Here is a 26,697-nt window from a genome sequence, read left to right on the forward strand (position 1 = left end):
CGGGTCATGCTTAGTTTTTGCGTGACGTTATTCCGGGTTGTGGATAGAATCGGGGATAAATCGGCCCTTTGCACGCGGGACAGGTGCGCGGGTCGAAAAAGAAACAGGCGGCGGACAAGAAACGGACGGGCAAACCCATGGCACTCAATCTGACGATGACTTCCGAGCGTGAAGAGCTGAAGCCGCGCATTACCGTCTTCGGTGTGGGCGGGGCAGGCGGGAACGCGGTGAACAACATGATCGACAAGGCGCTGGAAGGCGTCGAGTTCGTCGTGGCCAACACCGACGCCCAGGCCCTGCAGCAAAGCCGGGCGGATGCCCGCATCCAGATGGGTGTCAAGGCCACCGAAGGGCTGGGCGCGGGCGCGCGGCCCTCGGTCGGCGCAGCGGCGGCGGAAGAGACGATCGAAGAGATCGTCGATCACCTGGCCGGCGCGCATATGTGCTTCATCACCGCTGGCATGGGTGGCGGCACCGGCACCGGCGCGGCCCCGATCATCGCGCAGGCCGCGCGTGAACTGGGCGTGCTGACCGTCGGCGTCGTGACCAAGCCCTTCCAGTTCGAGGGCAACAAGCGGATGAAGCAGGCCGAGGATGGGATCGAAGCCCTTCAGAAGGTCGTGGATACGCTGATCATCATCCCGAACCAGAACCTCTTCCGCCTTGCGAATGAGCGCACGACCTTTACCGAGGCCTTCGCGATGGCTGACGACGTGCTGTATCAGGGCGTCAAGGGCGTGACTGATCTGATGGTGCGGCCGGGCCTGATCAACCTCGACTTCGCCGACGTCCGCGCCGTGATGGACGAGATGGGCAAGGCGATGATGGGCACCGGCGAAGCCACCGGCGACGACCGCGCGATCCAGGCCGCCGAAAAGGCGATTGCCAACCCGCTTCTGGACGAAATCAGCCTGCATGGCGCCAAGGGTGTTCTGATCAACATCACCGGCGGCCATGATCTGACCCTGTTCGAACTGGACGAAGCCGCGAACATCATCCGCGAGAAGGTGGACCCCGAGGCGAACATAATCGTCGGCTCCACCCTGGACACCGGCATGGAAGGGCGCATCCGCGTCTCGGTCGTGGCGACGGGCATCGACGCCTCGGCTGCCAAGCTGGACGTGCCGGTCGCGCGCCGCTCGATGGCCGCGCCGCTGACGCTGACCCCGGCCCCGCAGCCGGTCGAGGCGCCGCGCGCCGTCGCGCCTGCCCCCGCCCCCGCCCCGGCCCCGCAGCCGATCGCCCTGTCGATCGCCGACGAGCCCGAGTATGACGACGCGCCGGCGGCCATGCCGACCTTTGATCCGGTCGCCTCGCGCGCCGGAATGGACTATGAGCAGATGGCCGACGACCTGCCGCCCCCGGCCTATCGTCCGGCGCCCGCGCCGCAGCCGACCATGATCCGCTCGACCCCCGCCGCAATCGAGGCGGACCCGTCCAGCTTCGTCGCCCCGCGTCCGCGGGCGGCCGGTCAGCCTTCGGCCGAGGCGCTCGCCCGGCTTCAGGCGGCGGTCAGCCGTCCCGCTGCCGCGCCTGCCGCGTCGCAGTTCGCCCGTCCGACCCCGGTCGCGCCGGCCCCGGCTCCGGCCCCCGCAGCGCAGGCCGCTGCCAAGCCGCGCTTCGGGATCGGCTCGCTGATCAACCGCATGGCCGGGCATCTGGAAGCCCCCGGTGGCGCTGCGCCGGCCACGCGCACCCAGCCGCCGGTCACCGCCTATGACGACGACCAGGAGATGGGCAGCGACCAGGATCGGATCGAGATTCCCGCCTTCCTGCGCCGCCAGGCCAACTGAAACACGCGCGGCAAGCGCTTTGGAAAAGGCCCGGGCGACCGGGCCTTTTTCTTTTCAGAGCAAGGGGATAGGACATGTTTCAACGCTGTCACATACCGTCACAAAGAGTGAGTTGTGATCGCCCCCACCAGCGACTAGCTAAACTGCATACGAAGGCCGGCTGAGACCGGTCGTGCGAAAAGGTTGGCGTCGTGCAGAATACCCTGGCTACCCCTGCGACCTTCACTGGACTTGGCCTGCATTCCGGCCAGCCGGTGCGCATGACCGTGCGTCCGGCTGCGGCCGATCAGGGCATCGCGTTCCGTCGCACCGACCTGCCTGGACGCCCGCTGATCCCGGCGCGCTGGGATGCCGTCACGCCTTCGCGTCTTTGCACCGTGGTCGAGACGGAGGCGGGCGTCTCGGTCTCGACGATCGAGCATGTGATGGCCGCGCTTGCTGGCTCGGCGATCCACAACGCGCTGATCGACATTGACGGCCCCGAGGTTCCGATCCTGGACGGTTCGGCCGCGCCTTTCGTGGCTGGCTTCCTCAAGGCTGGCATCGCCGAGCAAGAGGCCCCCGTGCGCGCGATCCGGGTGCTGAAACCGGTCGAGGTCCGCGAGGGCGAGGCCGTGGCCCGGCTGGAACCGGCCGACATGCTGGAGATCGACTTCCGCATCGACTTTGCCGAAGCCGCGATCGGGATGCAGTCCCGCCGGCTGAATATGGCCAATGGCGCCTTCGTGCGCGAACTGTCCGACAGCCGCACTTTCTGCCGCCAGTCGGATGTGGATGCGATGCGGGCGAATGGGTTGGCGCTGGGGGGCACGCTGGAAAACGCCGTGGTGTTCGACGGTGACCGGGTGCTTTCGCCGGGGGGCCTGCGCCACGCGGATGAACCCGTGCGGCACAAGATGCTGGACGCGGTGGGTGATCTGGCGCTGGCCGGCGGGCCGATCCTGGGCCGTTATACCGGCGACCGGGCCGGCCACGCGCTGACCAATCGGCTGCTGCGGGCACTGTTTGCGGACCCGACGGCCTGGCGGATCGTGGACTGCGGGCCGCAGACCTTGGGCAAGCTGCCCGGCGTTGGCGTCCATGCAGGCGATCTGCCGGCTTACGCCTGACCAATTCTCTGGTGTGGAAAAGTCACGAAAGGCGTTTTGCGCCCCGGATTTTTCTGTGCTAGGACAAGTCAAATCGTCCGGGCGGCTGGCCCGAATGCGGCAAGCCGGACAGGGGCAAGACTTTGGATAGGCGGAAGATGTCAGGCAGCAGGCCCGGCGCTGGGTTTCTAACAGTCGCGCTGATCGCAGGGGTTCTGTCGGGTTGTGCCCGCGGGCCGCAGGAACGTGCGCTGGACAGCTATTCAGCGGAAGAGATCTTCAAGAAGGGCGAGCTGGAGCTTGAAACCGGCAAGAAGCCGAAGGAGGCGCTGATTTACTTCCAGGAAGTGGAGCGCCTCTATCCCTATACCGAATTCGCCAAGCGCGCCCTGATCATGCAGGCCTATACCCACCACAAGGCCAAGCAGTACCCCGAGGCACGGGATGCCGCGCAACGTTTCCTGGATTTCTATCCCGGGGATGAGGACGCGCCCTATGCGCTGTACCTGATGGCGCTCAGCTATTACGACCAGATCGACGACGTCGGCCGCGACCAGGGGATCACCTTCCAGGCGCTGTCCGGCATGCGCGATGTGATCGAAACCTATCCCGACAGCGAATATGCCCGCTCGGCCATCCTGAAGTTCGACCTGGCCTTCGACCAGCTTGCCGCGAAAGAGATGGAGGTCGGGCGCTATTACCTGAAGCGCCGCCACTATACCGCCGCGATCAACCGCTTCCGCGTCGTGGTGCAGGATTTCCAGACCACCACCCACACGGCCGAGGCGCTGCACCGTCTTGTCGAATCCTATGTCGGGCTTGGCCTGAACGACGAGGCGCAGACCGCTGCGGCGATTCTTGGCTTCAACTACCAGTCCTCGCCGTTCTACGACGACAGCTTCCGCCTGTTGAAGGGCCGGGGTCTCTCGCCCGAGGCGAAGGGCGAAAGCTGGCTGCGCACGATCTATCGTCAGATGGTGCGGGGCGAGTGGTTGTAGGGATGGTGCGTGCAAGCACGCACCCTACGGGCCGTGACCATGCTGCGTAGCCTGGACATCCGCGATGTGCTGATCATCGACCGGCTAAGCTTGGAGCTTGAGCCGGGCCTGAACGTGCTGACCGGCGAAACCGGGGCGGGCAAGTCAATCCTGCTGGACGCGCTTGGTTTCGTGCTGGGCTGGCGCGGTCGGGCCGAACTGGTCCGCCAGGGGGCCGCGCAGGGCGAGGTGACGGCGGTCTTCGACCTTGCCCCTGGCCATGCCGCACGCGCGGTGCTGGAAGAGGCCGGGATCGAGGCCGAGGATGAGCTTTTCCTGCGCCGCGTGAACACGGCCGATGGCCGCAAGACCGCCTTCGTCAATGACCGCCGCGTCTCGGGCGAGGTGTTGCGCGATCTGTCCGACCATCTGGTGGAACTGCATGGCCAGCACGACGACCGGGGCCTTTTGAACCCGCGCGGCCACCGGTCGCTGCTGGATGCGTTTGCGGGATTGGACCTTGCGCCGCTGCGGGCGGCATGGGCTGCGCAGCGTGAGGCGCGGGCGGCCTTGGCGGCGGCCGAGGGCGCGCTGGCCCGAGCGGCGGCCGAGGAGGAATTCCTGCGCCATGCGGTCGCGGAACTGGACAACCTGAACCCCGAACCCGGCGAGGATGAGGCGCTGGATGCCCGTCGCCGCCTGATGCAGGGTGCGGGCCGTATCCGCGAAGATGTGGCCAAGGCGCTGGCGTCCTTGTCGGAGGACGGGGCCGAGGGGCGGATGCGCGACGCGTTGCGCTGGCTGGACGGCGCGGCCGACAAGGCCGAGGGGCGGCTGGACGCACCGATGGACGCCTTGAACCGCGCGCTGATCGAACTTGGCGACGCGCAGGACGGGGTCGAGCGCGCGCTCGAGGCGCTGGACTTCGACCCGGGTGAGTTGGAGCGGCTGGAAGAACGTCTGTTCGCGATTCGCGCCCTGGCCCGCAAGCATGGTGTCCTTCCCGACGATCTGGGCGGCTTTGCCGAGGGCCTTCGCGCCCGGCTTGCGGCAATCGACGGCGGTGCGGCGGGGATTGCCAAGCTGGGCAAGGTGGTGGTCCAGGCCGAGACCGCCTATGCGGCCGAGGCAATTCGGGCGACCAAGGCACGGGTTGCGGCGGCCAAGCGGCTGGATGCGGCGATGGCGGCGGAATTGGCGCCCCTGAAGATGGAACGGGCGGTCTTTGTGACCGAGATTACCGCCGGCGATCCGGGACCCGATGGCGTGGATGCGGTGACCTTTACTGTCGCTACCAACCCCGGCGCGCCCTCGGGGCCCTTGAACCGCATCGCGTCGGGCGGGGAACTCAGCCGCTTCCTTCTGGCGCTGAAGGTCTGCCTGACCGGCGGCAATCCCGGCCTGACGCTGATCTTCGACGAGATTGACCGGGGTGTCGGTGGGGCGACTGCCGATGCCGTGGGTCGGCGGTTGAAGGCGCTGGCAGAGGGCGGGCAGGTGCTGGTCGTCACGCACTCTCCCCAGGTCGCGGCCTTTGGCGCGCGGCACTGGCGGGTGGAAAAGCGGGTGGCCAAGGGACAGACCCTGTCCACCGTCACCGGCCTTGGCGCCGAAGAGCGGGTGGAGGAGATCGCCCGGATGCTGGCCGGCGACACGGTGACCGAGGCCGCCCGGGCGGCCGCGCGGGCCTTGCTTGCGGGCTGAGCGGCTTGCCGAAATCTGCGGCGGAACCTGAATGACCCATGCGCCCGGCGCATGGCGGCACGTCGCCGTTGTCCCTACAATGCTGCGCTGCGGCATCCTATCTTCAAGCCAAGAAGAAAGGATGCCATCATGTTCAACCTGTTCAAATCGCTGGTTTCCGGCCAAGCCTTCCCCCGGATCGCCGACCTTGAGCGCGCCTATCTGAACGCTTCGGTCTCGCGTTATGACCTGGAACGCCGCCAGCGTGAGGTCGACAACGGCCTCTTCCGCCGGTCGAGCTTTGACCTCTGATCAACCCTGACCCGGCACCAGCTTGCCGGGGTTCATCAGGCCCAGCGGGTCCAGTGCGGCCTTGATCGCGCCCATGACCTGCCAGCCCGCACCATGCTCGGCCGCCATCAGGCCGAGCTTGCCAAAGCCCACCCCATGTTCTCCGGTGATCGTGCCGCCCAGACGCAGGGAACGCTCGGCCATCTGCGCGGCCAGCGCCTTTGCCACCGCAATTTCCCCAGGTTGACCGGGGTCCACCAGCAGGATCGCGTGGAAATTGCCGTCGCCGACATGGCCCAGGATCGGGCCGGGGATGCCCGAGGCCGCAATATCCGCCCGCGTCTCCTCGACCGCCTGCGCCAGGGCCGAGATCGGCACGCAGACATCCGTCACCACCGCCTTTGCCCCGGGACGTGAGGCCAGGATCGCCCGATAGGCCGAATGCCGTGCGGCCCAAAGGCGGGTGCGGTCCTCTTGCCGGTCGGCCCAATCCAGTCCCTCGGCCCCGAACTCGGCCGCCAGATCGCGGAAACGCCGCACGTCCTCGGCCAGGCCTTCGGGGTGGCCGTGAAATTCGACCAGCAGTTGCGGGGCAGGGGGCAGCGTCAGGCGGGAATAGGCGTTGCAGGCGGCGACCGTGTCCGCATCCAGAAACTCGATCCGCGCCGGAGTCAGGCCCATCTGCATCGTCGCGATGACGCAATCGACCGCCGCGCCGACCGACGGAAACGCCGCAACTGCGGTCATCACCGCCTCGGGCTGGCCGTGCAGCCGCAGCGTCAACTCGGTGATCAGGCCAAGCGTGCCCTCGGACCCCACGAACAGCGCCGTCAGGTCATAGCCCGCCGCCGACTTCGGCGCGCCGGTCCCGGTGCGGATCACCCGGCCATCCGCCAGCACCACCTCCAGCGCCCGCACATTGTCGCGCATCGTTCCATAACGCACCGCCGTCGTGCCCGAGGCCCGCGTCGCCGCCATCCCGCCGATTGAGGCATTGGCCCCCGGGTCCACCGGGAACATCAGCCCGGTCGTCCGCAAGTCCTGGTTCAACGCCTCACGGGTGATGCCGGGCTGGACCCGGACCAGCCGATCCTCGGCCCGGACCTCCAGCACGGCGGCCATCTCGCGGAAATCCACCGCCACACCGCCCGCCAGGGCCAGCGCATGTCCTTCCAGCGAGGTTCCGGCCCCCCAGCCGATCAGCGGCACCCGGTGCAGGCTTGACCAGGCGGCCAGGGCCGCGACCTCATTGGTGGAGCGTGGAAAGACCACGGCCTCGGGCAGGCCCGCCGTCACTAGGCTTTCGCTTTGGCCATGCTCGGCCAGGACGGCCCCCGCGTCCGAGGCACGGTCGCCGAAGATCTGGCGCAGGGCGGCAAGGGCATCGGGCAGCATGGGCGAAGCCTAACCGCTTTCGGGACCGGCGCAAGCACTGGCCCTTGGCCCCGCGATCCGCTAGAAGGCGCGCATCCGCCAGCCAGGGGAATCGCCCATGAAAGCCGCCGTCGTCACCTTTCCGGGATCGAACTGCGACCGCGACCTTGCCGTCGCCTTCGAAGCCGCCGGGTTCGAGGTTGCCCGCGTCTGGCACAAGGACACCGACCTGCCCAAGGGCGTGGACGTGGTAGGCGTGCCCGGCGGGTTCAGCTTTGGCGATTACCTGCGCTGCGGGGCCATCGCCGCGCAGTCGCCGATCGCCCGCGCCATCCGCAACCATTCCGACCGGGGCGGTTTTGTGCTGGGCATCTGCAACGGCTTTCAGGTGATCACCGAGATGGGCCTCCTGCCCGGCGCGCTGATGCGCAATGCCACGCTGAAATTCGTCTGCCGCACGGTGACGCTGCGGGTCGGGACCACCGACAGCGCCTACACCTCGGGCTATGTGCTGGGCCAGAAGATCCGCGTGCCGGTCGCGCATCACGACGGCAATTACACCATCGACGCCGAGGGGTTGGCCCGTCTGCAAGGTGATGACCGCATCGCCTTTACCTATGGCGAAAACCCCAACGGCAGCATGGCCGACATCGCGGGCGTCCTGTCGGAGAACCGCCGTGTCCTGGGCATGATGCCGCATCCCGAACGCGCCACCGAGGCTGTGCTGGGGTCCGAAGACGGTCGCCCGCTTTTTGCCGCGCTGATGGGCGGGATGGCGCTGGCCTGACCCGCTCCGGCTTGAGGGGGCCGCACCCCGGCCCTAGTCTGCCGCCATGGCAACCGAGACGTCCCCCCTTTCCAGCGCCGCGCCCGGCCTGTCCTGGCGCGTGAAGCTGGTTGTCGGCCTGCTGGTCTTGCTGGCGGTGGCGATCGTTCTGGTGTCGAACCGGCTGCTGACCGACCGCTACACCGCCGATACCCGCAGCCGGGCCGAGGTGCGGCTGGCGCTTTACACCGGCAACCTGATGTCGGAATTGCAGCGCACCTCGGTCGTGCCGCTGCTGCTGGCCAGCGACCCCGAACTGGTCCAGGCGCTGCGGGACGGCAATTTCTCGGCCACTTCGGCCAAGCTGATTGCGCTGCAGGCACAGATCGGCGTGGCCTCGATCCGGCTTCTGGATGCGGATGGCCGCACGGTGGGCGCGACCAACCGCAACGTCCTGGGCACCAGCCAGCGCAACGAAAGCTACTTCGTCGAGGCGCAGCGCACCAAGGAGACGGTCTTTACCGCACAACGGCGCGAATCGGGTGGGTTCGACTTTCTCTATTCCCGCGCGATCATGGGCGATGCCCGGCCGGTCGGTGTGATTGTCGTCTCGGTCGACCTGATGAAATACGAACGCGCCTGGTCGGGCTTGCAGGACGCGGTAATGGTCACCGACAGCGAGGGGACGGTGGTCCTGTCCACCGAACCGCGCTGGCGCGGCCAGAAGATGGAAGAGGCGCTGGCGCTGCGCGACCCACCTTCCGCTATCGCGCGCGCCCTGCAGGCCACGACCGACTGGGCGCAGGAACCGCCCGACGCCTATGTCCGTGGCGAAGCGGTGATGAAGACCGAGGCCCGCGTGCCCTTCCGCGGCTGGAAGATGTCGACCTTCACCGCCTTTGGCTCGGTCCGCGAGCAGGTGAACGGCATCCTCGCGCTGGAGATCATGGGCTTTGCCATCCTGATGGCCTTTACGTTCTACATCCTGTCGCGCCGTGCCATGTCGCGCTCGCTGTCCTTCCAGCGCGAATCGGCCGAGTTGCGGATGCTGAACATGCGCCTGCAACGCGAGATCGCGGAACGCGAGAAGGTGCAGAAGGATCTGGAGGTTGCCGAACTGACGCTGGCCCAGTCGTCCAAGCTGGCCGCCCTGGGCGAGATGTCCGCCGCCGTCAGCCATGAGTTGAACCAGCCGCTGGCCGCGATGAAAACCTATCTCGCCGGCGCGCGGCTTCTGTTGCAGCGCAAGCGCCCGGAAGAGGCCCTGTCCAGCTTTCAGCGGATCGACGACCTGATCGAGCGGATGGGTGCGATCACCCGGCAGCTGAAGTCCTATGCCAGGAAAGGCGGCGAAGCCTTTGAAGAGGTTGACCTTCGCGCCTGCGTGTCCTCGGCCTTGGCGATGATGGAGCCGCAGCTGAAGGCCCGCGTGGTCAAGATCAGCCGCGGCCTGCCCCGCCAGCCGGTCATGGTGCTGGCCGACCGAATCCGGCTGGAGCAGGTCATCATCAACCTCTTGCGCAACGCCCTGGACGCGACCAAGACCGTGTCCGCGCCGCAGATCGACCTCTTGTTGTCGGCGGGCGAGACGGCAACGCTGACGGTGCGCGACAACGGTCACGGGATCGCCGATCTCGAGAACCTTTTCGAACCCTTTTACACCACCAAGAAACCCGGCGAAGGCGTCGGTCTGGGCCTGGCGATCAGCTCGGGCATCGTGACCGATCTGGGCGGCCGGCTGACGGCACGGAACGCGGAAGGCGGCGGCGCCGTTTTCGAGATGCAGTTGCCGATCCTTGGCAACAAACAGGAAGCAGCAGAATGAAGAGGTCCAAATGGCCCGCGCAATGAAGGTGGCGATCGTCGATGACGAGGCAGACATGCGGCAGTCGATCAGCCAGTGGCTGGCGCTGTCGGGGTTCGACACCGAAACCTACGCCTCGGCCGAAGAGGCGCTGAAAGTGATCGGCCCGGATTTCCAGGGGGTCGTGGTCAGCGACATCCGGATGCCGGGCATGGACGGGATGGCTTTCCTGAAGCGGCTGATGGGCCAGGACTCGGGTCTGCCGGTCATCATGATCACCGGCCACGGCGACGTGCCCATGGCGGTCGAGGCGATGCGAGTGGGGGCGTTCGACTTTCTGGAAAAGCCGTTCAACCCGGACCGGATGACCGAGCTTGCCAAGAAGGCCACTCAGGCGCGGCGGATGACGCTGGACAACCGGGCGCTGCGGAAAGAGCTGTCGGATGGCACCACCATCATGAAAAAGCTCATCGGCTCCTCCCCCGCGATCGAGCGGCTGCGCGAGGATATCCTGGACCTTGGCCAGGCCGACAGCCACGTCCTGATCGACGGCGAGACGGGGACGGGAAAGACCCTCGTCGCCCACGCCCTGCATGCGGTGGGGCCGCGGGCGTCGAAGAAGTTCGTCGCGATCTCTTGCGCCGCCTGGGGCGAAGATCAGCTGGCCGCCCGCCTGTTCGGCCCGGCCGAGGACGGCGCGCTGCCCCTGGTCGAGGAAGCCCGTGGCGGGACGCTGTGTCTGGAGGATATCGAGGCGCTGCCGAATGCGCTGCAGGCGCGGCTTCTGACCTTCATCAACGATCAGGGCACCCCGCCCGAGACCCGGATCATCGCGATCTGCAACCAGCACGCCCCCGACAGCACGCTGGAACAGGCCTTGCGGCCCGATCTCTTCTACCGGCTGGGGGCGATGACGATCGTGCTGCCGCCCTTGCGAAGCCGGGGCGAGGATATCCTGACCCTTTTCACCCGCCTGTCCGAGCAGTTCGCCGAGGAATACGGCTGCGACGCCCCGCAGGTGACGGCGCAGGAGGCGGCCCAGCTTCTGCAGGCACCCTGGCCGGGGAACGTGCGGCAGCTGGTCAACATCGCCGAGCGGGCAGTCCTGCAGAACCGGCGCGGGTCGGGGTCGATTGCCAGCCTTCTGATGGCCGACAACGAGGCGGCGGGGCCGGCCTTGACGACCGAGGGCAAGCCTTTGAAGGACTATGTCGAGGCCTTCGAGCGGATGCTGATCGACAACACGATGCGGCGGCACAAGGGGTCGATCGTGGCGGTGATGGAGGAGCTGTGCCTGCCGCGCCGAACCCTGAACGAGAAGATGGCCAAGTATGGGCTGAGCCGGTCGGACTATGTCTGACCGGACCTGTCCACGGTGGACAATTCTGGAATGTCAATCTGAAACAACGGGTTGCGCGCGGGCATTAGGGGTCTGTTAACGACTTCCCGGGCTTGCTCGTCGATGACTTCGTCACTCCTCGCGGGGGGACGGCAAGCGGCCTTTCGGGGGCACGCTTGTCGGTGACTGCGTCACTTCTTGTTTCGTCCGACCGCTGGGCGGGGCGATCCGACGAGGAGACGAAGTCGAATGAGGAGGGGGGGGGGCGGAAGGCCCGACTTGCCGGACCGACCCTGCCGTGCTTTCTGGCCGCCAAATCGGCGGCGCAGGGGGACAAGGTGTCGGGCAGGGGATGGATTGCGCTGGGGGCCGGGCTTGCCATGGCGGGGCCGGCGCAGGCGGAATGCCTGGGCGGGGGCTGTTATGACGGGCTCCTGACCGCGCTGATCGCCATCGTGGTCTATGCGCTGGTGGCGATTGTCCTGCTGATCCTGCAGGCCCGGCGGAAATGGCGGCGTTTCGGCTTGCGCGCGTTGGCGGTGGTTCTGGCCATCGCGGTTGGCGTGCCGCTGGTCAGCCAGGCCTGGCAACGCCTGGTCCTGTGGCGGGTCGAAAGCCGCGAGGTGGTGGGCGCGCCTCCGCCGCTGGAACTGCGCGAGCCTCTGGTCATCGCGCAAAGCTGGGCTTGTCGCGACGATGCCTGCGCGGCTTTGCTGGCCGCACGGGGCGCGCGCGGCGTGGTGGTGCTACCGGTCGAGGCGCTGGAGCGGCTTGATCTGTCGCGCCCGCTGGTGCTGGCCGCACTGCCGCTTGAACTGTGGCGCGAGGGCGCATCGGGCGGGGCCATCCAGCGCGGCCTGACCCTGGCCGAACGAGATGCCATCCTGCCCCGGCTTGACTACCTGGTGCTGACAACCGAGCCCTATTACCGCGCCGACCCCGGCGCGATCGAGGCGGCGTTGCAGTCCCATCCCACCTTGCGCGGCCTGGACGGCGCGGTGCTGGTGCGGCTGGGCATGGCGCCGCTGACCCCCGGTGCGCCGCACCTGGATTTCGCGGCGCTGAATTTCGATCTTCTGGACCTGTCCTTGATCACCGAGGCGCTTGGCCTTCCGCTGATCCCTGGCCATTGGCAGCGGTTGCAGAACGAAAGTGCTGGCGTGGCCGAAGCGGTCAAGTCGATCTGCCCCGACCGGGGGGGCGAGGTCGACTGGTTCTGCCGCGACCAGATCGAACGTTAGCGCCCGCCCAAAGACTGTGCCGGACAGCGGCGCTGTCGGGCAGGAAGGCGCTTGTCGGAATACCTGACTGTGTCGTGGGTTCCCGATGCTTAGGGTTTCGGGACCTTGGTCCCGGTCTGAAGGTGCTGGAATGTTGCGACTTGTTACCGTTCTTTTGCTCGTGGCCGGTCCTGCCTCGGCAGAGTGTCTTCACGGGTGTCTTGCACGGCAGAAGGCCATCCTGTCGACGGTCGGCTTTCTGGTGGTGCTTGCCGTGATTGGCGTGATTGGTGTGATCGCATCCCGCCGGCAAAAGCGACAGGACCAGACGGAAGAGCAAAAGACCGACCTTTGACCTGGTTCTGGCATCGACTGCCGCGCGACCGTCAGGAAAAATGGCCATTGCCCTTGGGCCGGCTTTGCCGATAGGGTCGCGGGAAGGCAGTCTGACTGCCCGAGGAATTCTCTCCCTTGGGGCCGTGGGCGCGCGAAAGCGTGTCGCCCTGGGGGAGCCGGATCGGCCGCAAGGCCGTGCACATTGCCCGCAAGTCCCTGGATTTGTTGGCTATATTAGGTGGAGGGCCCGAAAGGCCCTTCAATTGTAACCGCGATGAGGCGTGCGAGCATCTTGCGCAGCGACCCGTTCGGCCCCCTGGGTCGAGGATTGCTGCATGTGCCCGCTGCCCGCGCTCAGACAAGCCGCCCCGTCCGTTTCGATCAACCCGCTGGTCCGCCAGGGGGCCTGTTGCGCCCGGGGCGCAATGGACCAACATGTCAAAGAAGATGCTTATCGATGCCACCCATCCCGAGGAAACCCGGGTGGTCGTGGTCGACGGAAACAAGGTCGAAGAATTCGATTTCGAGACCGTAAACAAGCGCCAACTGGCCGGAAACATCTACCTGGCCAAGGTGACGCGGGTCGAACCCTCGCTGCAGGCGGCCTTTGTGGAATATGGCGGCAACCGCCACGGGTTCCTCGCCTTCGCCGAAATCCACCCGGATTACTATCAGATCCCGGTCGCCGACCGTAAGGCGCTGATCGAGGAAGAGCGGGCGATGGCCCGCGCCGAGGAAGAGGAAGAGAGCCGCCGATCGCGGCGTCGCGGCCCGCGTCCGCAGGCGAAGGCCGAGGCGGTGAAGGCCGAGGATGCCGTGACCGAAGGACCGGCCGGCATGGATGTGGTCGACCTGGGCGAGGACGAAGGCCAGGAAGAGACGCTGGTCGAGGCCGCGGGCCATGACCACGACCATGACCATGGGTCCGACCACGATCATGCGCATGACCATGATCACCACAACGAGTCGGTCGAGAATGGCGACAACGGCCGCTATCGCGCGGTCGACCACGCCAGCGACACCGACGAGGAAATCGAGTCCATCGCCGAAGAGGACGTGGCCGAGGAAATCGCCCAGCCGCGCCGCCCGCGCGCCCGGCGCTACAAGATCCAGGAAGTCGTCAAGGTCCGGCAGATCATGCTGGTCCAGGTCGTCAAGGAAGAGCGCGGCAACAAGGGCGCGGCGCTGACCACCTATCTGTCGCTGGCGGGCCGCTATTGCGTGCTGATGCCGAACACCGCACGCGGCGGCGGGATTTCCCGCAAGATCACCAATGCGGTGGACCGCAAGAAGCTAAAGGAAATCGCGGGCGAGCTGGAGGTGCCGGAAGGTGCCGGCCTGATCGTCCGGACGGCAGGGGCCAAGCGGACCAAGCCCGAGATCAAGCGCGACTACGAATATCTGATGCGCCTGTGGGAGCAGATCCGCGAGCTGACGCTGAAGTCGATCGCTCCGGCCAAGATCTATGAGGAAGGTGATCTGATCAAACGCTCGATCCGCGATCTTTACAGCCGCGAGATCGACGAGGTGCTGGTCGAAGGCGAGGGCGGTTATCGCACCGCCAAGGACTTCATGCGGATGATCATGCCAAGCCATGCCAAGCAGGTGATCCGCTATACCGACCCGACGCCCCTGTTCGCGAAGTATCAGGTCGAGGGCTATCTGGCGGGCATGTTCAACCCGACGGTCCAGCTGAAATCGGGCGGTTATATCGTGATCGGCGTCACCGAGGCGCTGGTGGCGATCGACGTGAACTCGGGCCGGGCGACGAAAGAGGGGTCGATCGAGGAGACGGCCCTCAAGACCAACCTGGAGGCCGCCGACGAGGTGGCGCGCCAGCTGCGCCTGCGCGACCTGGCGGGGCTGATCGTCATCGACTTCATCGACATGGAAGAGCGGAAGAACAACGCCTCGGTCGAGAAGCGGTTGAAGGACAAGCTCAAGACCGACCGTGCGCGGATCCAGGTCGGGCGGATCAGTGGCTTCGGTCTGCTGGAGATGAGCCGGCAGCGGTTGCGGCCGGGGATGCTGGAATCGACGACCCAGCCCTGCCCGCATTGCCACGGCACCGGGTTGATCCGGTCGGATGACTCCATGGCGTTGCAGGTGCTGCGTGCGCTGGAAGAAGAGGGCACGCGGAAGCGGTCGAAAGAGGTGCTTCTGAAGGCGCCGATCGGGATCGTGAACTATCTCTTCAACCAGAAGCGTGAGCATGTCGCGCTGATCGAGGCGCGCTACGGGATGAGCGTGCGGATCGAGGCCGACCCGCTGCTGGTCAGCCCGGATTACACGATCGAGAAGTTCAAGACCGCGCTGCGCGTGGTGCCGGAGACCCCGGTGATCTCGGGCCATGCCGGGCTGATGGGCGCGCCGGTCGACGAGGAAGAGGACGAGGATATCGTCGAGGACCTGGTCGAGGAGGAAGTCGAGGAGACCGAGGTCGAAGCTGCCGCGGTGGTGCCGGCGGCTGCGGCGGGCGAGGGCGATCAGCCGCGCAAGAAGAAGCGCCGGCGGCGGCGGCGGCGCGGTGGCAGCCGTGACGGCGCGGTGAACGGCGGCGAAGCGGCGGCGGATGGCGACGAGGCGTCGGACGACGACGACGAGGATGACGCGGCCGATGAGGCGATGTCCGAGCCGGTGGCAGCGGCCCCTGTGGCCGAAGAGCCGGCGTCGAAGCCGAAGCGCACCCGCAAGCCGCGCGGTGCCAAGGCGGCGGTCGCCGCCGAGGCTGGGGCCGAGGCTGGGGCCGAAGGTGTGGCCGAGCTGGCCGTGACCCCGGCGCCCGAGCCGGTCGCCGAACCCGTCGCGGAACCTGCCGCCGAATCCGCACCTGCGCCGAGGAAGCGCGCCAGCCGGTCCAAGGCGGCCGCTGCGGAAGCCCCGGCCGAAACCGCAGCCGAAACTGCGGCAGAGACCGCGGCCGAAGCCCCGGCTGCCAAGCCGGCGCGGACACGCGCTTCGCGGGCCAAGGTTGCGGCTGAGCCTGCGCCTGTCGCGCCCGCTGCTGCGGCCGAGACGCCTGCGGAGCCTGCCCTGATGCCGGACCCCGGTCTGGTGCCAACCGCCGAGACAGTGGTCTCGGACCCGGCTGAAGCCCAGGCAACCACTGGCGTGGCCGAGGACAGCTCGAAGCCCAAGCGCAAGGGCTGGTGGTCGCTGGGCCGCTGAGGGACAGCTCCTCGTTCGACTTCGTCTCCTCGTCGCGGGTTTCCGCGGCGAGGAGAGACGAATGTGGGGCCCCTCGTGGGTCGGCTTTGGTTTAACCCCCAACGAAGCGCCTGCCTCATAGGGGCTGCTGGTCGCAGGGTCGCAGGCGCGCACTCCTCGGTCGACTTTGTCTCCTCGTCGTGGGATTTCGTCGCGGACGAGATCGGTGGCAGGGGAGCGCCCGCGCTGGACCGGGGCCGGGCGGTCGCCGGATCGCTAGATCGGGCAGGCGTTGTCTTTGTCTGGTTCGCATCGCGATCTGTGGCGGCGCGAGGGACAACGTGACCGCTTGCAATCCGTCAGCCCAGTTGTCTGCTGTCCCGCAGGGTCCGGTGCCGATCAAGGGACAGCAACGCCCGTCTTCGGCATGGCCGCCACGTCGCAGGCACCACAGCGAGGAGTGACGAAGTCATCGACGAGCGGGGCGGCGGGTCAGCCCCGGCGGATCAGGTGGAGGGTCACGTCCCCCTCGGCTTGAGCGCCAAGGTAGTCATGCCCTGCCTGCCCGCAGAAATGCGGCAGGTCGACCAGCGCCATAGCATCGGTGGCACGCACGCAAAGCACCGTGCCTGGCCCCAGCGCCAACAGCCGCTTGCGTGCCCGCAGCACCGGCAGGGGACACAGCAGCCCCTCGCAATCCAGGATTTCGTCCCATTCGGCCATGACGCCCGCTCTAGCCGTCCTCAGCGCCTGCGGCAAGGTTACACAGCCGCCACGCGCTTGTGACGCAGGCATGGCGTGACGGCAGGGCACAAAGCGGCTATCTGGAAGCAGGACGGAGAGCCCCATGTTCGGAATCGAGATCTTCGACGCTGCCCTGTTGCCCGCGATGCTGGTTGCGCTGGTGGCGGGGGTGCTTTCCTTCCTGAGCCCCTGCGTGTTGCCGATCGTGCCGCCCTATCTGGCCTATATGGGCGGGATCAGCATGGGCGAGATGACCGGCGGCGGCGCGGCGCGGCGGCGGGTCATCCTGCCGGCGTTGTTCTTTGTCCTTGGGCTGTCGACGATCTTCCTGCTTCTGGGGTTCACCGCCTCGGCCTTTGGCGGCTTCGTCTTGCAGAACCAGGTTCTGCTTGCCCGGATCTCGGGCGGGGTCATCATCATCTTCGGGCTGCACTTTCTGGGCGTTTTCCGTATCGGCCTTTTGGACCGTGAAATGCGGGTGGATGCGGGGGATCGCGGCGGCAGTGCGCTGGGCGCCTATGTGCTGGGTCTGGCCTTCGCCTTTGGCTGGACGCCCTGCATCGGCCCGCAACTGGGCGCGATCCTGTCGCTGGCCGCGCAAGAGGGCAGCACCCAGCGCGGCACGCTGTTGCTGGGGGTCTATGCCCTTGGGCTGGGGCTGCCCTTCCTGCTGGCGGCGATCTTCATCGAGCGGTCGATGACCGTGATGGCCCGGCTGAAGCGCCACATGAAGCTGATCGAGCGGATGATGGGTGCGCTTCTCATCATCGTCGGCCTGGCGCTGGTGACCGGGGCCTTCACCGATTTCAGCTATTGGATGCTGGAAACCTACGAGGTTCTGGGCCTGCCGCTGCCGGGGTGACCGGACGGGCTTCCCTAAGCTTTGCCAATGGTTAAGCTGGCGCGGCGAATATGGCCGGGATGGCGGATCAAGTGACAGGTTCGGGGCAGGAACAGGGGGGCGACGTCTTTCGGCGCCGGGTCCTGTATATTCCGGGCTATGACCCCTTCCCGCCGCGCCGCTACCGCGAGCTTTACCGCAAGGAGGGGGCCGCGCAGGCCGCCATCTCGGGCTATGCGCTGACGGTCGAGGGGCGGGTGGGTCCGGGCTATGCCTGGCGGGTGACCAGCGACATGGGCCGCCCGGCCGAGGCCGAAGTCGAGGTGCTGGTCTGGTCCGATCTGGTGCAACGCTCGATGGGGCAGGGGATCGCGGGGACTTACCTGTTGCTGGCGCGGACGGCCTGGGTCTATGCGGCCTCGGGCGCGCTGCGGCGGTTGGTGCGGTTGCGCAAGGGGCCGATGGTGGCGGCGCTTTATCCGGCGGTGCTCTTGGTGCTGCAGGCGGTGGTGGCGTTTGCGCTGGCCGGGGTGGTGCTGTGGCTGGTGCCCTGGCCGCTGCTGGCTTGGGTGGCGGCGGCGGGCACGGTCTGGGCGGTGCTGGCGGCCTTCCGGCGGCTGGATCGCCGGTTCTACGCCTATTACCTGATGCACGACTATGCTTTCACCGCGCTGGAAGGCGGTGCCTATCCGGCGGTGCTGGAGGCGCGGCTGGTCGAGTTTCGCGCGAAGCTGCGCGCGGCGCTGGGGTCGGGCGTGGACGAGGTGCTGGTGGTCGGCCATTCCTCGGGCGCGCATCTGGCGGTGTCGGTGCTGGCCGACCTGATCCGCGAGGGGGTCCCGGAAGGCCCGGCGCTGGGGTTCCTGAGCCTGGGGCAGGTGGTGCCGATGGTGTCGTTCCTGCCGCGCGCGGGGCGGTTGCGGGGCGATCTGCGCTATCTGTCGGAACGCGAGGAATTGACCTGGGTCGATGTCAGCGCGCCGGGCGACGGCTGCACCTTCGCGCTGTGCGATCCCGTGGCGGTCAGCGGCGTGGCGACGGGGGGGCAGCGGTGGCCGCTGGTCCTGTCGGCCGCCTTCAGCCAGACGCTAAGCCCCGAAAGGTGGCAGGCGCTGCGGCGGCGCTATTTCCGGCTGCATTTCCAGTATCTTTGCGCCTTCGACCGGCCCGAGGGCTATGACTATTTCCGCATCACCGCCGGGCCGGTGACGCTGGCCGACCGGTTTCGGGACCGCAAGCCCTCGGCCAGCCGGATCACCCGGGCGGCCAGCCCCTACAGGGATGTGGCATGACCCCGCCGAAGCCAGTGCCGCGCGCGGACAAGGTGTCGCTTTGGGGGCATTTGCGGGCGTTCCGGCGCGATATCCTGTCGGCGCAGCCCGCGCGCCTGTACCGGGCCTGGATGGCCGAGTTTCGCACGCCCTTTTTCCGCAGCTACCTGTGCAATGACCCGGCGCTGGTGCGGCGGGTGCTGGACGAGCGGCCGGGGGATTTCCCCAAGTCGGACCGGGTGACGGAAGGCTTGCGGCCACTGCTTGGCCGGTCGGTCTTTGTCACCAATGGCGAGGAATGGCTGCACCAGCGCCGGATCATCGACCCGGCGTTCGAGGGGGGGCGGCTGAAGGACAGCTTCCCCGCCATCTGGGCGGCCTGCGAGGCGGCCGTGGCGCGGATGCCCGGGGGTGTGGTCGAGGTCGAACTGGCGGCCAGCCATGCGGCGGCGGATGTGATCTTCCGCACGCTCTTCTCGATCCCGATCGAGGACCGGGTGGCTCAGGCGGTGTTCCAGGAGTTCCGCGCCTATCAGCGATCCGCGCCGATCCTGAACCTGGGGGCCTTCCTGCCCCTGCCGCGCTGGGTGCCGCGCCTGCACCGGCGGGCGACCCTGCGGTCGGCCAAGGCGATCCGGGGGCTGATCCAGGGACTGACGGCGGAGCGGGCGGCGGCGATTGCGGCCGGCGGGGCGCCGCAGGACCTGGCGACCAAGATCATGACCACGCCCGACCCCGTCACCGGCGCGCCCTTTGGCACGGCCGAGATGGTGGACCAGGTGGCGATCTTCTTCCTGGCCGGGCACGAGACCAGCGCCTCGGCCCTGGGATGGGCGCTGTATCTGCTGGCAACCCATCCAGAGGCGCAGGAGCGCGTGGCGGCCGAGGCGGCGACCCTGCGGCCGGAGTTCGGGGTGGTGGGCGGGCTGCGCTTTACCCGCGACGTGTTTCGTGAGGCGTTGCGGCTTTATCCACCGGTGCCGATGCTGGTGCGCGAGACGGCGCAGGCGGAAGAGTTCCGGGGCCGCAAGGTGGCGAAGGGCGCGCAGGTGGTGATCAGCCCCTGGCACCTGCACCGGCATGAACGGCTGTGGGACCGGCCGGACGCGTTCGACCCGGACCGCTGGGCGGGCGAAGTGCCGGCTGGGGGCTACCTGCCGTTCTCGCGCGGGGCGCGGGTCTGTCCGGGCGCCGGATTCGCGATGCTGGAGGGCACGCTGTTGCTGGCGCATCTGCTGCGGTCCTTCCGGTTCGAGGCCCTGCCGGACCGAGTGCCGGTGCCGGTGGCGCATCTGACGGTGCGGGCGCAGGACGGCATCTGGCTGCGGGTCAGCCCCAGATAGGGCGCCAGATCGGACGGTGGGCGGATCGCCCACCCTACGCCCGTGCGGGTCCGGGGGCGGTCGCTCGGTTGCTGCGGCCGGGCCCAATCGGCAAAGCTGCGGTGTCGGTGGCGCGCTCACTCCGACGGGCCGCGTCCGGGTTGCCAAGGCGGCGCAGGGCGATCCGCGTGGGCTTTGCGAGGGGCTGTTGTTCATGCAAAGCCCTGCTGTGGGCCGGAATTCCCGTGGCACCGCAAGGATTGGACCACTCGACCCGGCGGACACGTCTTGGCTGTGAGGGGGAACGAATGGACTCGGCCTCGTCCCAGGTCAACGCCCGACAGCAGCCACAAGGACGGATCGCCCCGGCGTCAGGCGCGGGCGTAAGGTGGGCGATGCGCCCACCCTGGCGGGATCAGAGAAGCTCGACCCGGTAGCTTTCGATGACGGTGTTGGCCAGCAGCTTTTCGCACATCGTCTTGACCTCGGCCTCGGCCTTGGTCGCATCGGTCTCGGTCAGGTCAAGTTCGATGACCTTGCCCTGACGCACGCCCTGCACGCCGGCAAAGCCCAGCGATCCCAGGGCGTGGCGTACGGCTTCGCCCTGCGGGTCCAGAACGCCGGTTTTCAGCATGACGGTCACACGGGCTTTCATCGCGGCCTCCAAGGGATGTTCGGCCCGTCCTTAGCGAAGCGCCGGGCCACGGGCAAGGGTGGGGCGGGCGCCCTTAGTTGATCAGGGTCGGCTTTGTCGTATGCGTGACGTTGGACGGCAGGACGCCCAGCCGCCGCGCGAGCTCGGTATAGACATCCGCCAAGGGCAGCGGATCGGGGGCCGAGCCGTCGGGACGCTCGGGCAGGCGCATGTCCCACAGCCGGCAGTTGTCGGGGCTGATCTCGTCCGCGACGATCAGACGCATGAAATCGCCTTCCCAGATCCGCCCGACCTCGATCTTGAAGTCGGCCAGGCGGATGCCCACCCCCATCATCACGCCCGACAGGAAATCGTTCACCCGCAGCGCCAGCGCCACGATGTCGTCAAGGTCCTGCTGGTTGGCCCAACCGAAGGCGACGATATGTTCCTCGGCCACGAGGGGAGAGTTCAGGCGGTCGTCCTTGTAGTAGTATTCCACGATCGGCCGGGGCAGTTGCGTGCCCTCGGGTATCCCCAGCCGCGCGGTCATCGGTCCGGCCGAGAAATTGCGGACGACGATTTCCAGCGGGATGATCTCGGCCATGCGGACCAGCTGCTCGCGCATGTTGATGCGGCGGATGAAATGCGTCGGCACTCCGATCTGGTTCAGCCCGGCCATGAAGAATTCGGACAGGCGGTTGTTCAGCACACCCTTGCCTTCCAGCGTGGCGGGGGCCGCGACGGTGGGGGCGCTGTCGTCCTTGAAGTACTGGATCAGGGTTCCGGGTTCCGGGCCTTCGTACAGGATCTTCGCCTTGCCTTCGTAGACCTTCTTGCGCCGTGCCATGCCTGCTCCGCTGACGGGTGCGCCCTGGGGGCCGATGGTCCCGGGGGCGTTCTCTTGGGCTATAGTCCAAGGGGGGCATCGTCGCAAGGCGCGAGGGCGGCGTCAGGGGGCGGAAGGGGGCTTGCGGCATGGCCGGGCGAGGGGCATATGGGAGGAAACGCCAACTTTGGGGGCCCCCATGACCACCTTTGACGACCGCGAGAACGCCTTCGAGGCCAAGTTCGCCCATGACAGCGAGATGCAGTTCCGCGCCGAGGCGCGCCGCAACAAGCTTCTGGGTCTCTGGGCGGCCGAGCTGATGGGCAAGTCGGGTGACGCTGCGGCGGCCTATGCGCTGGAAGTGGTCAGCGCCGACTTCGAGGAAGCGGGCGACGAGGATGTGGTGCGCAAGGTGGTGGCCGACCTCGCCGGCAAGGCCAGCGCCGATGTGGTGCGCGCCAAGATGAGCGAGCTGATGCCGGTCGCCAAGGCGCAGCTGATGTCCGAGATCTGAGAGTCGGCCACCAGGCTGACAGAAGCTGATCCGGCAGGCCGTCCCAACCGGACGGGCCTGCCTTTTGCATGGCGAAGTTGAGGCCGGCCGCAAGATGTGATGCGGAATATGAAATTGCCCTTGCCCCGGTTGCATGGCAAGGGAAGGTCGGACGCTTGCCAACTGAAAGGCCCTGACCGAATGACCGATGCGCTTTCCCGGATGCTTGCCGAACGCGACTGGCTGATGGCCGACGGCGCCACGGGGACGAACCTGTTCAACATGGGCCTGTCCTCGGGCGAACCGCCGGAACTGTGGAACGTCGACCAGCCCGACAACATCCGCTCCCTCTATCGCGGCGCGGTCGAGGCGGGGTCGGACCTGTTCCTGACCAATACCTTTGGCGGCAACGCCGCGCGGCTGAAGCTGCACAATGCGCAGGGCCGGGTGCGCGAGCTGAACCGGATCGGCGCCGAACTGGGACGCGAGATCGCCGACAAGGCGGGCCGCCCGGTGATCGTCGCCGGCTCGGTCGGCCCCACGGGCGAGATTTTCGAGCCGATGGGCACCCTGACCCATGCGCTTGCGGTCGAGATCTTCCAGGAACAGGCCGAAGGTCTGAAGGAAGGCGGGGTCGACGTGCTGTGGATCGAGACGATCAGCGCCCCCGAGGAGTACCGCGCCGCAGCCGAAGCGGCAGCGCGGGCCGGGATGCCCTGGTGCGGCACGATGAGCTTTGACACCGCCGGGCGGACGATGATGGGCGTGACCTCGGCCGCGATGGCCGAGATGGTGGAAAAGCTGCCGAACCCGCCGATCGCCTTTGGCGCGAACTGCGGCGTGGGCGCCAGCGACCTGATGCGCACCGTGCTGGGCTTTGCCGCGACCGGCACGACGCGGCCGATCATCGCCAAGGGCAATGCCGGCATCCCGAAATACCACGACGGCCACATCCACTATGACGGCACGCCCGAGTTGATGGCGGAATATGCGGTCCTTGCGCGCGACGCCGGGGCGCGGATCATCGGCGGCTGCTGCGGCACCATGCCAGAGCACCTGCGCGCGATGCGTCAGGCGCTGGAAGGCCGGCCGAAAGGCCCCCGTCCCACGCTGGAGGATATCTCGGCCAAGCTGGGCGGCTTCTCCTCGGCCTCGGACGGCACGGGCGACACGTCGGGCGAGCCCAAGCGCGAGCGGCGCGGGCGGCGGGGCTAGCACGTGGCGCGCGCCGTCCTCTGGCAACGGGTGGAGGGCGCGCTGGTTCTGTGCGCGGTGGTTGCGGTGCTGGCGCAGCCCTGGCAGCCCCTGGCCTGGTGGGTGCTGATCCTGGCCTTCTTCGTGCCAGATCTGTCCTTTGCCGCTTATCTGGCCGGACCGCGCATCGGCGCTTTCGGCTATAATCTGGTGCATGTCTACGGCTTCGGCGCGGCAGTGCTGGCGCTGGGGGCGGGGCTGGACCAACCCTGGATCACGGCGCTGGGCTTTCTGTGGCTGGGACATTCCGGGTTTGACCGGATGCTGGGCTATGGGCTGAAATTGCCCGAGGGGTTCGGGCACACGCATCTGGGGCGGATCGGGCGCGACGGCTGAGCCGGGGGCCAAAATCCTTGAGTAAGGATTTTGACAAATTTCTTGCTTAAGAAATTTGGGTCCCGGTCGCGGCGGTCAGAACAGCGACAACTGGTCGCCCGGACGCGGCGGCGGCGCAAAAAGATCGCTGCGCAGCGGGGGCAACCCTTCGACCATCCCAAGCCGCTTGCGCGCCACCTCGGCCCGGCGGTGGATCAGCTCGGCCCAAAGGCCCTGGCCGCGCATCCTGCTGCCGAACTCCGGGTCATAGTCGCGCCCGCCGTGCAACTCGCGCACCCGGCCCATGACGCGCTGGGCCCGGTCGGGGAAGGTCGTCTCGATCCAGTCGCGGAACAGTCCTGCCACCTCGCGCGGCAGGCGCAGCGGGATGGCGTTGGCGTGGGCCGCGCCGGCGTCGCGCGCGGCCTCCATCACCGTTTCCAGCTCGTGATCGGTCAGCGCCGGGATCAGCGGCGAGACCTGAACCCGCACGGGAATCCCCGCGCCCGCCAGCGCCCGGATGATCTGCAACCGCCGCGCCGGGGCGGGCGCGCGCGGCTCCATCCGGCGGGCGAGGTCGGGGTCAAGCGTGGTCACGCTGATCGAGACCGAGGCCAGCCCCTGTGCGGCCAGCGGAGCGATCAGGTCGATGTCCCGCTCGACCAGCGTGCCGCGCGTGGTGATCCAGACCGGGTGGCGAAAGTCGGACAGGACCCGCAGGATCTGCCGCATCAGGCCATGCTCCCGCTCGATCGGCTGATAGGGGTCGGTGTTGGTGCCGATGGCGACAGGCTGGACCTTGTAGGCGGGCCGGCGCAACTCGGCCTCCAGCACTTCGGCGATGCCGGGGCGGGCGATGAGGCGGGTTTCGAAATCCAGGCCCGGCGAGAGGTTCAGATAGGCATGGGTCGGCCGGGCAAAGCAGTAGATGCAGCCGTGTTCGCAGCCCCGGTAGGGGTTGATCGACCGATCAAAAGGCACATCGGGCGAGCGGTTGAAGGTCAGGGCCGAGCGGGGGCGTTCCAGCCGAACCTCGGTCGCGACCAGACGCGCCTCCTCCTCCACGTCCCAGCCGTCGTCGAAGGCTTCGCGCGCCGTCGCCTCGTACCGGCCGGTGCGATTGCTGGCGGCCCCCCGCGCCCGCAGGCGCTGGCTTGGCAGGATGGTGCTGTCGGTCATGGTCAAAGACTAGAACAAGACAAGAACAAATGCCAGCACTTTCCCGCCCGCGACGGCTTTCTGTCGGCTTTCATCCGGTGTATGTCGTTTGGCGAATAGTGACCGGCCGGGATTGCGGCCATTCACAAGGCAATACCCTTCCTTGGAGCGCCCGCCATGGCCGACGACGAGATCATCCTGTCCGACCTTTCGGATGACGAACTTGTGCTGCAGATGCACGACGACCTGTACGACGGTCTGAAAGAAGAGATCGAAGAGGGCGTCAACATCCTGATCGCGCGCGGCTGGACGCCCTATGACGTCCTGACCAAGGCGCTGGTCGCGGGCATGACCATCGTCGGCGCCGACTTCCGCGACGGGATCCTGTTCGTCCCCGAGGTGCTGCTGGCCGCCAACGCGATGAAGGCGGGGATGTTCATCCTGAAGCCCTTGCTGGTGGAAACCGGCGCGCCGCGGATGGGCAAGATGGTGATCGGCACCGTGAAGGGCGACATCCACGACATCGGCAAGAACCTTGTCGCGATGATGATGGAAGGCGCGGGCTTCGAGGTCGTGGACCTTGGCATCAACAACGCCGTCGAAAAGTATCTGGAAGCTCTGGAAAAGGAACAGCCCGACATCCTGGGCATGTCTGCTCTTCTGACCACGACGATGCCCTACATGAAGGTCGTGATCGACACGATGAAGGAAAAGGGCATGCGCGAGGATTACATTGTCCTCGTCGGTGGGGCGCCCTTGAACGAAGAGTTCGGGCGTGCGATCGGCGCGGATGCCTATTGCCGCGATGCCGCCGTCGCGGTCGAGACCGCCAAGCAGTTCGTGGCCCGCAAGCACAACCAGCTTTCCGCCTGACACGGCCCTGTGATCCGGCCGGGGGTTGCCCCGGGCCGGATCCGGGCGCAGATTGGTGTCAGGGGGACGTGCTATGCCGCTGACGCATTTCCTGGGTCTGATCGCTCTGGTGGTCTTTGCCGCCGGCCTGACCCTGTGGCTGGCCTTCTACACGGGCATCCCCATGGTCGCGCTGATGTTTGCGGCCCTGGCGGCCAGCGTGATCCTGACCTGGACCCGTGTCAGCCGCTGACCGGTCCGCCCCTGGGGGTCCCATGGACGATCTGACGCTTTCGGAAACCGGCCTCGATCCCGCCCGGGTGGGACGGATCCTGCTGATCGCCTGCGGGGCCTTGGCGCATGAGATCGTCGCCCTGAAGGCGGCGAACGGATGGGACCACATCGACCTGCAATGCCTGCCGGCGAACCTGCATCTCTGGCCGGACCGGATCACCCCCGCCGTCGAGGCGGCGGTGGTCGAGGCGCGGGGGCGCTATGACACCGTCTTTGTGGTCTATGCCGATTGCGGCACCGGCGGTCAGCTTCAGGAAAAATGCCGCGCCCTGGGCGTCGAGATGGTCGAGGGCCCGCATTGCTATGCCTTCTTCGAGGGCAACGCCGTCTTTGCGGCGCGCGCCGAGACCGAGTTCGACGCCTTCTATCTGACCGACTTCCTGGTGCGCCAGTTCGATGCCTTCGTCTGGAAGCCGATGGGTCTGGACCGCTATCCGCAACTGCGGGACATCTATTTCGGCAACTACCGCAAGCTGGTCTACCAGGCGCAGCTGGACGATCCGGCGCTGGACGCCAAGGCCCGCGAATGCGCGGCCCGCCTGGGGCTGGAGTATGAGCGGCGGTTTACCGGGTACGGTGAGCTTGCGACCACGCTTCAGCGGGTCGCTGCGCGGTAGTGGTTCAGCACGAATACCCGGATCGCCGAGGCGAGGCCCGCATCGCCCTGGCGGCTGTCGTCAATCTCCGCCGCAAGCTGGTTCAGCGGCACGCCAAGCTGGGCCGAGATGGCGCGGAAGGCCTCCCAGAACTCGGGCTCCAGTGAAACGCTGGTGCGGTGGCCGTGAAGCGTGAGCGAGTGTTTTGCAGGGCGGGTGGGCATGCATGACGTGTAGCGCACCGGTTGGGCCGGGACAAAATCCTTCGAAGGATTTTGC

The 26,697-nt window shown here is 67.4% G+C and carries 26 protein-coding genes; 20 read left to right on the plus strand and 6 right to left on the minus strand.

Annotation, left to right across the window (positions count from 1 at the left end):
- Positions 1-137 precede the first annotated feature (137 nt).
- From ftsZ to CXR42_RS00320, 5 genes are all read left to right on the plus strand, one after another.
- Positions 138-1,793 carry a cell division protein FtsZ gene (gene ftsZ / locus CXR42_RS00300; protein WP_103256949.1) on the plus strand — a complete coding sequence of 552 codons (1,656 nt, stop codon included), beginning with the start codon at positions 138-140 and terminating at the stop codon, positions 1,791-1,793.
- A gap of 191 nt (positions 1,794-1,984) precedes the next feature.
- Entirely contained in the window at positions 1,985-2,902 is a 918-nt protein-coding gene (lpxC, locus tag CXR42_RS00305; protein ID WP_103255531.1) for a UDP-3-O-acyl-N-acetylglucosamine deacetylase, read from the plus strand.
- Between the two features lie 137 nt (positions 2,903-3,039).
- Entirely contained in the window at positions 3,040-3,879 is an 840-nt protein-coding gene (locus CXR42_RS00310) for an outer membrane protein assembly factor BamD (protein WP_103255532.1), read from the plus strand.
- A gap of 39 nt (positions 3,880-3,918) precedes the next feature.
- A complete protein-coding gene (recN, locus tag CXR42_RS00315; RefSeq protein WP_103255533.1) occupies positions 3,919-5,562 on the plus strand; it encodes a DNA repair protein RecN in 1,644 nt (547 codons plus the stop codon).
- A 129-nt stretch (positions 5,563-5,691) separates the two neighbouring features.
- Entirely contained in the window at positions 5,692-5,853 is a 162-nt protein-coding gene (locus tag CXR42_RS00320) for a DUF3563 family protein (protein WP_103255534.1), read from the plus strand.
- Here CXR42_RS00320 and CXR42_RS00325 read toward each other — a convergent pair whose 3' ends face one another.
- Positions 5,854-7,227: an FAD-binding oxidoreductase gene (locus CXR42_RS00325; protein WP_103255535.1), complete on the minus strand. Its 1,374-nt coding sequence runs from the start codon at positions 7,225-7,227 to the stop codon at positions 5,854-5,856.
- A gap of 97 nt (positions 7,228-7,324) precedes the next feature.
- Between CXR42_RS00325 and purQ the strand changes: the two genes are divergently transcribed.
- The 6 genes from purQ to CXR42_RS00350 all read left to right on the plus strand — a co-directional run bounded on the left by purQ (position 7,325) and on the right by CXR42_RS00350 (position 15,839).
- Complete coding sequence (purQ, locus tag CXR42_RS00330) at positions 7,325-7,993, plus strand: phosphoribosylformylglycinamidine synthase subunit PurQ (RefSeq protein WP_103255536.1); 669 nt, start codon at positions 7,325-7,327, stop codon at positions 7,991-7,993.
- A gap of 46 nt (positions 7,994-8,039) precedes the next feature.
- Positions 8,040-9,797, plus strand: coding sequence for a sensor histidine kinase (locus tag CXR42_RS00335; protein WP_103255537.1), 1,758 nt, complete (start codon positions 8,040-8,042; stop codon positions 9,795-9,797).
- Between the two features lie 10 nt (positions 9,798-9,807).
- Positions 9,808-11,136, plus strand: a complete 1,329-nt coding sequence (locus tag CXR42_RS00340; RefSeq protein ID WP_103255538.1) for a sigma-54-dependent transcriptional regulator — start codon at positions 9,808-9,810, stop codon at positions 11,134-11,136.
- A 317-nt stretch (positions 11,137-11,453) separates the two neighbouring features.
- A complete protein-coding gene (locus CXR42_RS00345; RefSeq protein WP_146037967.1) occupies positions 11,454-12,356 on the plus strand; it encodes a hypothetical protein in 903 nt (300 codons plus the stop codon).
- Between the two features lie 130 nt (positions 12,357-12,486).
- Positions 12,487-12,690, plus strand: a complete 204-nt coding sequence (locus CXR42_RS19245; protein ID WP_146037968.1) for a hypothetical protein — start codon at positions 12,487-12,489, stop codon at positions 12,688-12,690.
- A gap of 416 nt (positions 12,691-13,106) precedes the next feature.
- Positions 13,107-15,839 (plus strand): Rne/Rng family ribonuclease, encoded by a 2,733-nt coding sequence (locus CXR42_RS00350; protein ID WP_103255540.1) that lies wholly within the window; start codon positions 13,107-13,109, stop codon positions 15,837-15,839.
- 471 nt (positions 15,840-16,310) lie between these two features.
- Here CXR42_RS00350 and CXR42_RS00355 read toward each other — a convergent pair whose 3' ends face one another.
- Positions 16,311-16,541 (minus strand): sulfurtransferase TusA family protein, encoded by a 231-nt coding sequence (locus tag CXR42_RS00355; RefSeq protein WP_103255541.1) that lies wholly within the window; start codon positions 16,539-16,541, stop codon positions 16,311-16,313.
- A gap of 124 nt (positions 16,542-16,665) precedes the next feature.
- Between CXR42_RS00355 and CXR42_RS00360 the strand changes: the two genes are divergently transcribed.
- Genes CXR42_RS00360 through CXR42_RS00370 form a run of 3 tightly spaced genes read left to right on the plus strand, consistent with a single transcriptional unit; the run spans position 16,666 to position 20,017 of the window.
- On the plus strand, positions 16,666-17,424 hold the full coding sequence (locus CXR42_RS00360) for a cytochrome c biogenesis CcdA family protein (RefSeq protein WP_103255542.1): 759 nt from the start codon (positions 16,666-16,668) through the stop codon (positions 17,422-17,424).
- 59 nt (positions 17,425-17,483) lie between these two features.
- Positions 17,484-18,695: a hypothetical protein gene (locus tag CXR42_RS00365; RefSeq protein ID WP_103256950.1), complete on the plus strand. Its 1,212-nt coding sequence runs from the start codon at positions 17,484-17,486 to the stop codon at positions 18,693-18,695.
- Complete coding sequence (locus tag CXR42_RS00370) at positions 18,692-20,017, plus strand: cytochrome P450 (RefSeq protein ID WP_103255543.1); 1,326 nt, start codon at positions 18,692-18,694, stop codon at positions 20,015-20,017. Before CXR42_RS00365 ends, CXR42_RS00370 begins: the two co-directional genes overlap by 4 nt.
- A gap of 394 nt (positions 20,018-20,411) precedes the next feature.
- Here the strand turns inward: CXR42_RS00370 and purS are convergent, their stop codons facing one another.
- Both purS and CXR42_RS00380 read right to left on the minus strand, forming a co-directional pair.
- Complete coding sequence (purS, locus tag CXR42_RS00375; protein ID WP_103255544.1) at positions 20,412-20,651, minus strand: phosphoribosylformylglycinamidine synthase subunit PurS; 240 nt, start codon at positions 20,649-20,651, stop codon at positions 20,412-20,414.
- Positions 20,652-20,724: 73 nt separating this feature from the next.
- Entirely contained in the window at positions 20,725-21,477 is a 753-nt protein-coding gene (locus CXR42_RS00380; protein WP_103255545.1) for a phosphoribosylaminoimidazolesuccinocarboxamide synthase, read from the minus strand.
- A 178-nt stretch (positions 21,478-21,655) separates the two neighbouring features.
- On the opposite strand from CXR42_RS00380, the gene CXR42_RS00385 reads away from it, so the two are divergent.
- The 3 genes from CXR42_RS00385 (at position 21,656) to CXR42_RS00395 (ending at position 23,539) form a co-directional block, all read left to right on the plus strand.
- Entirely contained in the window at positions 21,656-21,970 is a 315-nt protein-coding gene (locus tag CXR42_RS00385; protein WP_103255546.1) for a DUF1476 domain-containing protein, read from the plus strand.
- Positions 21,971-22,150: 180 nt separating this feature from the next.
- Positions 22,151-23,164 (plus strand): betaine--homocysteine S-methyltransferase, encoded by a 1,014-nt coding sequence (bmt, locus tag CXR42_RS00390; RefSeq protein WP_103255547.1) that lies wholly within the window; start codon positions 22,151-22,153, stop codon positions 23,162-23,164.
- A 3-nt stretch (positions 23,165-23,167) separates the two neighbouring features.
- Positions 23,168-23,539 carry a DUF4260 domain-containing protein gene (locus CXR42_RS00395; protein WP_103255548.1) on the plus strand — a complete coding sequence of 124 codons (372 nt, stop codon included), beginning with the start codon at positions 23,168-23,170 and terminating at the stop codon, positions 23,537-23,539.
- Positions 23,540-23,614: 75 nt separating this feature from the next.
- On the opposite strand, the gene CXR42_RS00400 is transcribed toward CXR42_RS00395, so the two are convergent.
- A complete protein-coding gene (locus tag CXR42_RS00400; RefSeq protein WP_103255549.1) occupies positions 23,615-24,697 on the minus strand; it encodes a PA0069 family radical SAM protein in 1,083 nt (360 codons plus the stop codon).
- A 156-nt stretch (positions 24,698-24,853) separates the two neighbouring features.
- Here CXR42_RS00400 and CXR42_RS00405 point away from each other — a divergent pair, with 156 nt between their 5' ends.
- The 3 genes from CXR42_RS00405 to CXR42_RS00410 all read left to right on the plus strand — a co-directional run bounded on the left by CXR42_RS00405 (position 24,854) and on the right by CXR42_RS00410 (position 26,439).
- Positions 24,854-25,549 carry a corrinoid protein gene (locus CXR42_RS00405; protein WP_103255550.1) on the plus strand — a complete coding sequence of 232 codons (696 nt, stop codon included), beginning with the start codon at positions 24,854-24,856 and terminating at the stop codon, positions 25,547-25,549.
- A gap of 73 nt (positions 25,550-25,622) precedes the next feature.
- Positions 25,623-25,781 carry a hypothetical protein gene (locus tag CXR42_RS19420; protein ID WP_180995941.1) on the plus strand — a complete coding sequence of 53 codons (159 nt, stop codon included), beginning with the start codon at positions 25,623-25,625 and terminating at the stop codon, positions 25,779-25,781.
- Positions 25,782-25,803: 22 nt separating this feature from the next.
- Complete coding sequence (locus tag CXR42_RS00410; RefSeq protein WP_103255551.1) at positions 25,804-26,439, plus strand: DUF1638 domain-containing protein; 636 nt, start codon at positions 25,804-25,806, stop codon at positions 26,437-26,439.
- On the opposite strand, the gene CXR42_RS00415 is transcribed toward CXR42_RS00410, so the two are convergent.
- The gene (locus tag CXR42_RS00415) at positions 26,418-26,642 is read right to left on the minus strand and encodes a ribbon-helix-helix domain-containing protein (protein ID WP_103255552.1); all 225 of its coding nucleotides are present in this window, start codon (positions 26,640-26,642) and stop codon (positions 26,418-26,420) included. The two genes, CXR42_RS00410 and CXR42_RS00415, sit on opposite strands and share 22 nt — an antisense overlap.
- Between the last annotated feature and the right edge of the window lie 55 nt (positions 26,643-26,697).

The sequence above is a fragment of the Tabrizicola aquatica genome (genome assembly GCF_002900975.1).
GTDB lineage: Bacteria > Pseudomonadota > Alphaproteobacteria > Rhodobacterales > Rhodobacteraceae > Tabrizicola > Tabrizicola aquatica.

Excerpts from the sequence above, each read along its gene's own strand:
- ftsZ (WP_103256949.1), top strand. The coding sequence starts at position 138 with ATGGCACTCAATCTGACGATGACTTCCGAGCGTGAAGAGCTGAAGCCG.
- CXR42_RS00310 (WP_103255532.1), top strand. The coding sequence starts at position 3,040 with ATGTCAGGCAGCAGGCCCGGCGCTGGGTTTCTAACAGTCGCGCTGATC.
- recN (WP_103255533.1), top strand. The coding sequence starts at position 3,919 with ATGCTGCGTAGCCTGGACATCCGCGATGTGCTGATCATCGACCGGCTA.
- CXR42_RS00320 (WP_103255534.1), top strand. The coding sequence starts at position 5,692 with ATGTTCAACCTGTTCAAATCGCTGGTTTCCGGCCAAGCCTTCCCCCGG.
- CXR42_RS00325 (WP_103255535.1), bottom strand. The coding sequence starts at position 7,227 with ATGCTGCCCGATGCCCTTGCCGCCCTGCGCCAGATCTTCGGCGACCGT.
- purQ (WP_103255536.1), top strand. The coding sequence starts at position 7,325 with ATGAAAGCCGCCGTCGTCACCTTTCCGGGATCGAACTGCGACCGCGAC.
- CXR42_RS00335 (WP_103255537.1), top strand. The coding sequence starts at position 8,040 with ATGGCAACCGAGACGTCCCCCCTTTCCAGCGCCGCGCCCGGCCTGTCC.
- CXR42_RS00340 (WP_103255538.1), top strand. The coding sequence starts at position 9,808 with ATGGCCCGCGCAATGAAGGTGGCGATCGTCGATGACGAGGCAGACATG.
- CXR42_RS19245 (WP_146037968.1), top strand. The coding sequence starts at position 12,487 with ATGTTGCGACTTGTTACCGTTCTTTTGCTCGTGGCCGGTCCTGCCTCG.
- CXR42_RS00350 (WP_103255540.1), top strand. The coding sequence starts at position 13,107 with ATGTCAAAGAAGATGCTTATCGATGCCACCCATCCCGAGGAAACCCGG.
- CXR42_RS00355 (WP_103255541.1), bottom strand. The coding sequence starts at position 16,541 with ATGGCCGAATGGGACGAAATCCTGGATTGCGAGGGGCTGCTGTGTCCC.
- CXR42_RS00360 (WP_103255542.1), top strand. The coding sequence starts at position 16,666 with ATGTTCGGAATCGAGATCTTCGACGCTGCCCTGTTGCCCGCGATGCTG.
- CXR42_RS00365 (WP_103256950.1), top strand. The coding sequence starts at position 17,484 with ATGGCGGATCAAGTGACAGGTTCGGGGCAGGAACAGGGGGGCGACGTC.
- CXR42_RS00370 (WP_103255543.1), top strand. The coding sequence starts at position 18,692 with ATGACCCCGCCGAAGCCAGTGCCGCGCGCGGACAAGGTGTCGCTTTGG.
- purS (WP_103255544.1), bottom strand. The coding sequence starts at position 20,651 with ATGAAAGCCCGTGTGACCGTCATGCTGAAAACCGGCGTTCTGGACCCG.
- CXR42_RS00380 (WP_103255545.1), bottom strand. The coding sequence starts at position 21,477 with ATGGCACGGCGCAAGAAGGTCTACGAAGGCAAGGCGAAGATCCTGTAC.
- CXR42_RS00385 (WP_103255546.1), top strand. The coding sequence starts at position 21,656 with ATGACCACCTTTGACGACCGCGAGAACGCCTTCGAGGCCAAGTTCGCC.
- bmt (WP_103255547.1), top strand. The coding sequence starts at position 22,151 with ATGACCGATGCGCTTTCCCGGATGCTTGCCGAACGCGACTGGCTGATG.
- CXR42_RS00400 (WP_103255549.1), bottom strand. The coding sequence starts at position 24,697 with ATGACCGACAGCACCATCCTGCCAAGCCAGCGCCTGCGGGCGCGGGGG.
- CXR42_RS00405 (WP_103255550.1), top strand. The coding sequence starts at position 24,854 with ATGGCCGACGACGAGATCATCCTGTCCGACCTTTCGGATGACGAACTT.
- CXR42_RS19420 (WP_180995941.1), top strand. The coding sequence starts at position 25,623 with ATGCCGCTGACGCATTTCCTGGGTCTGATCGCTCTGGTGGTCTTTGCC.
- CXR42_RS00410 (WP_103255551.1), top strand. The coding sequence starts at position 25,804 with ATGGACGATCTGACGCTTTCGGAAACCGGCCTCGATCCCGCCCGGGTG.
- CXR42_RS00415 (WP_103255552.1), bottom strand. The coding sequence starts at position 26,642 with ATGCCCACCCGCCCTGCAAAACACTCGCTCACGCTTCACGGCCACCGC.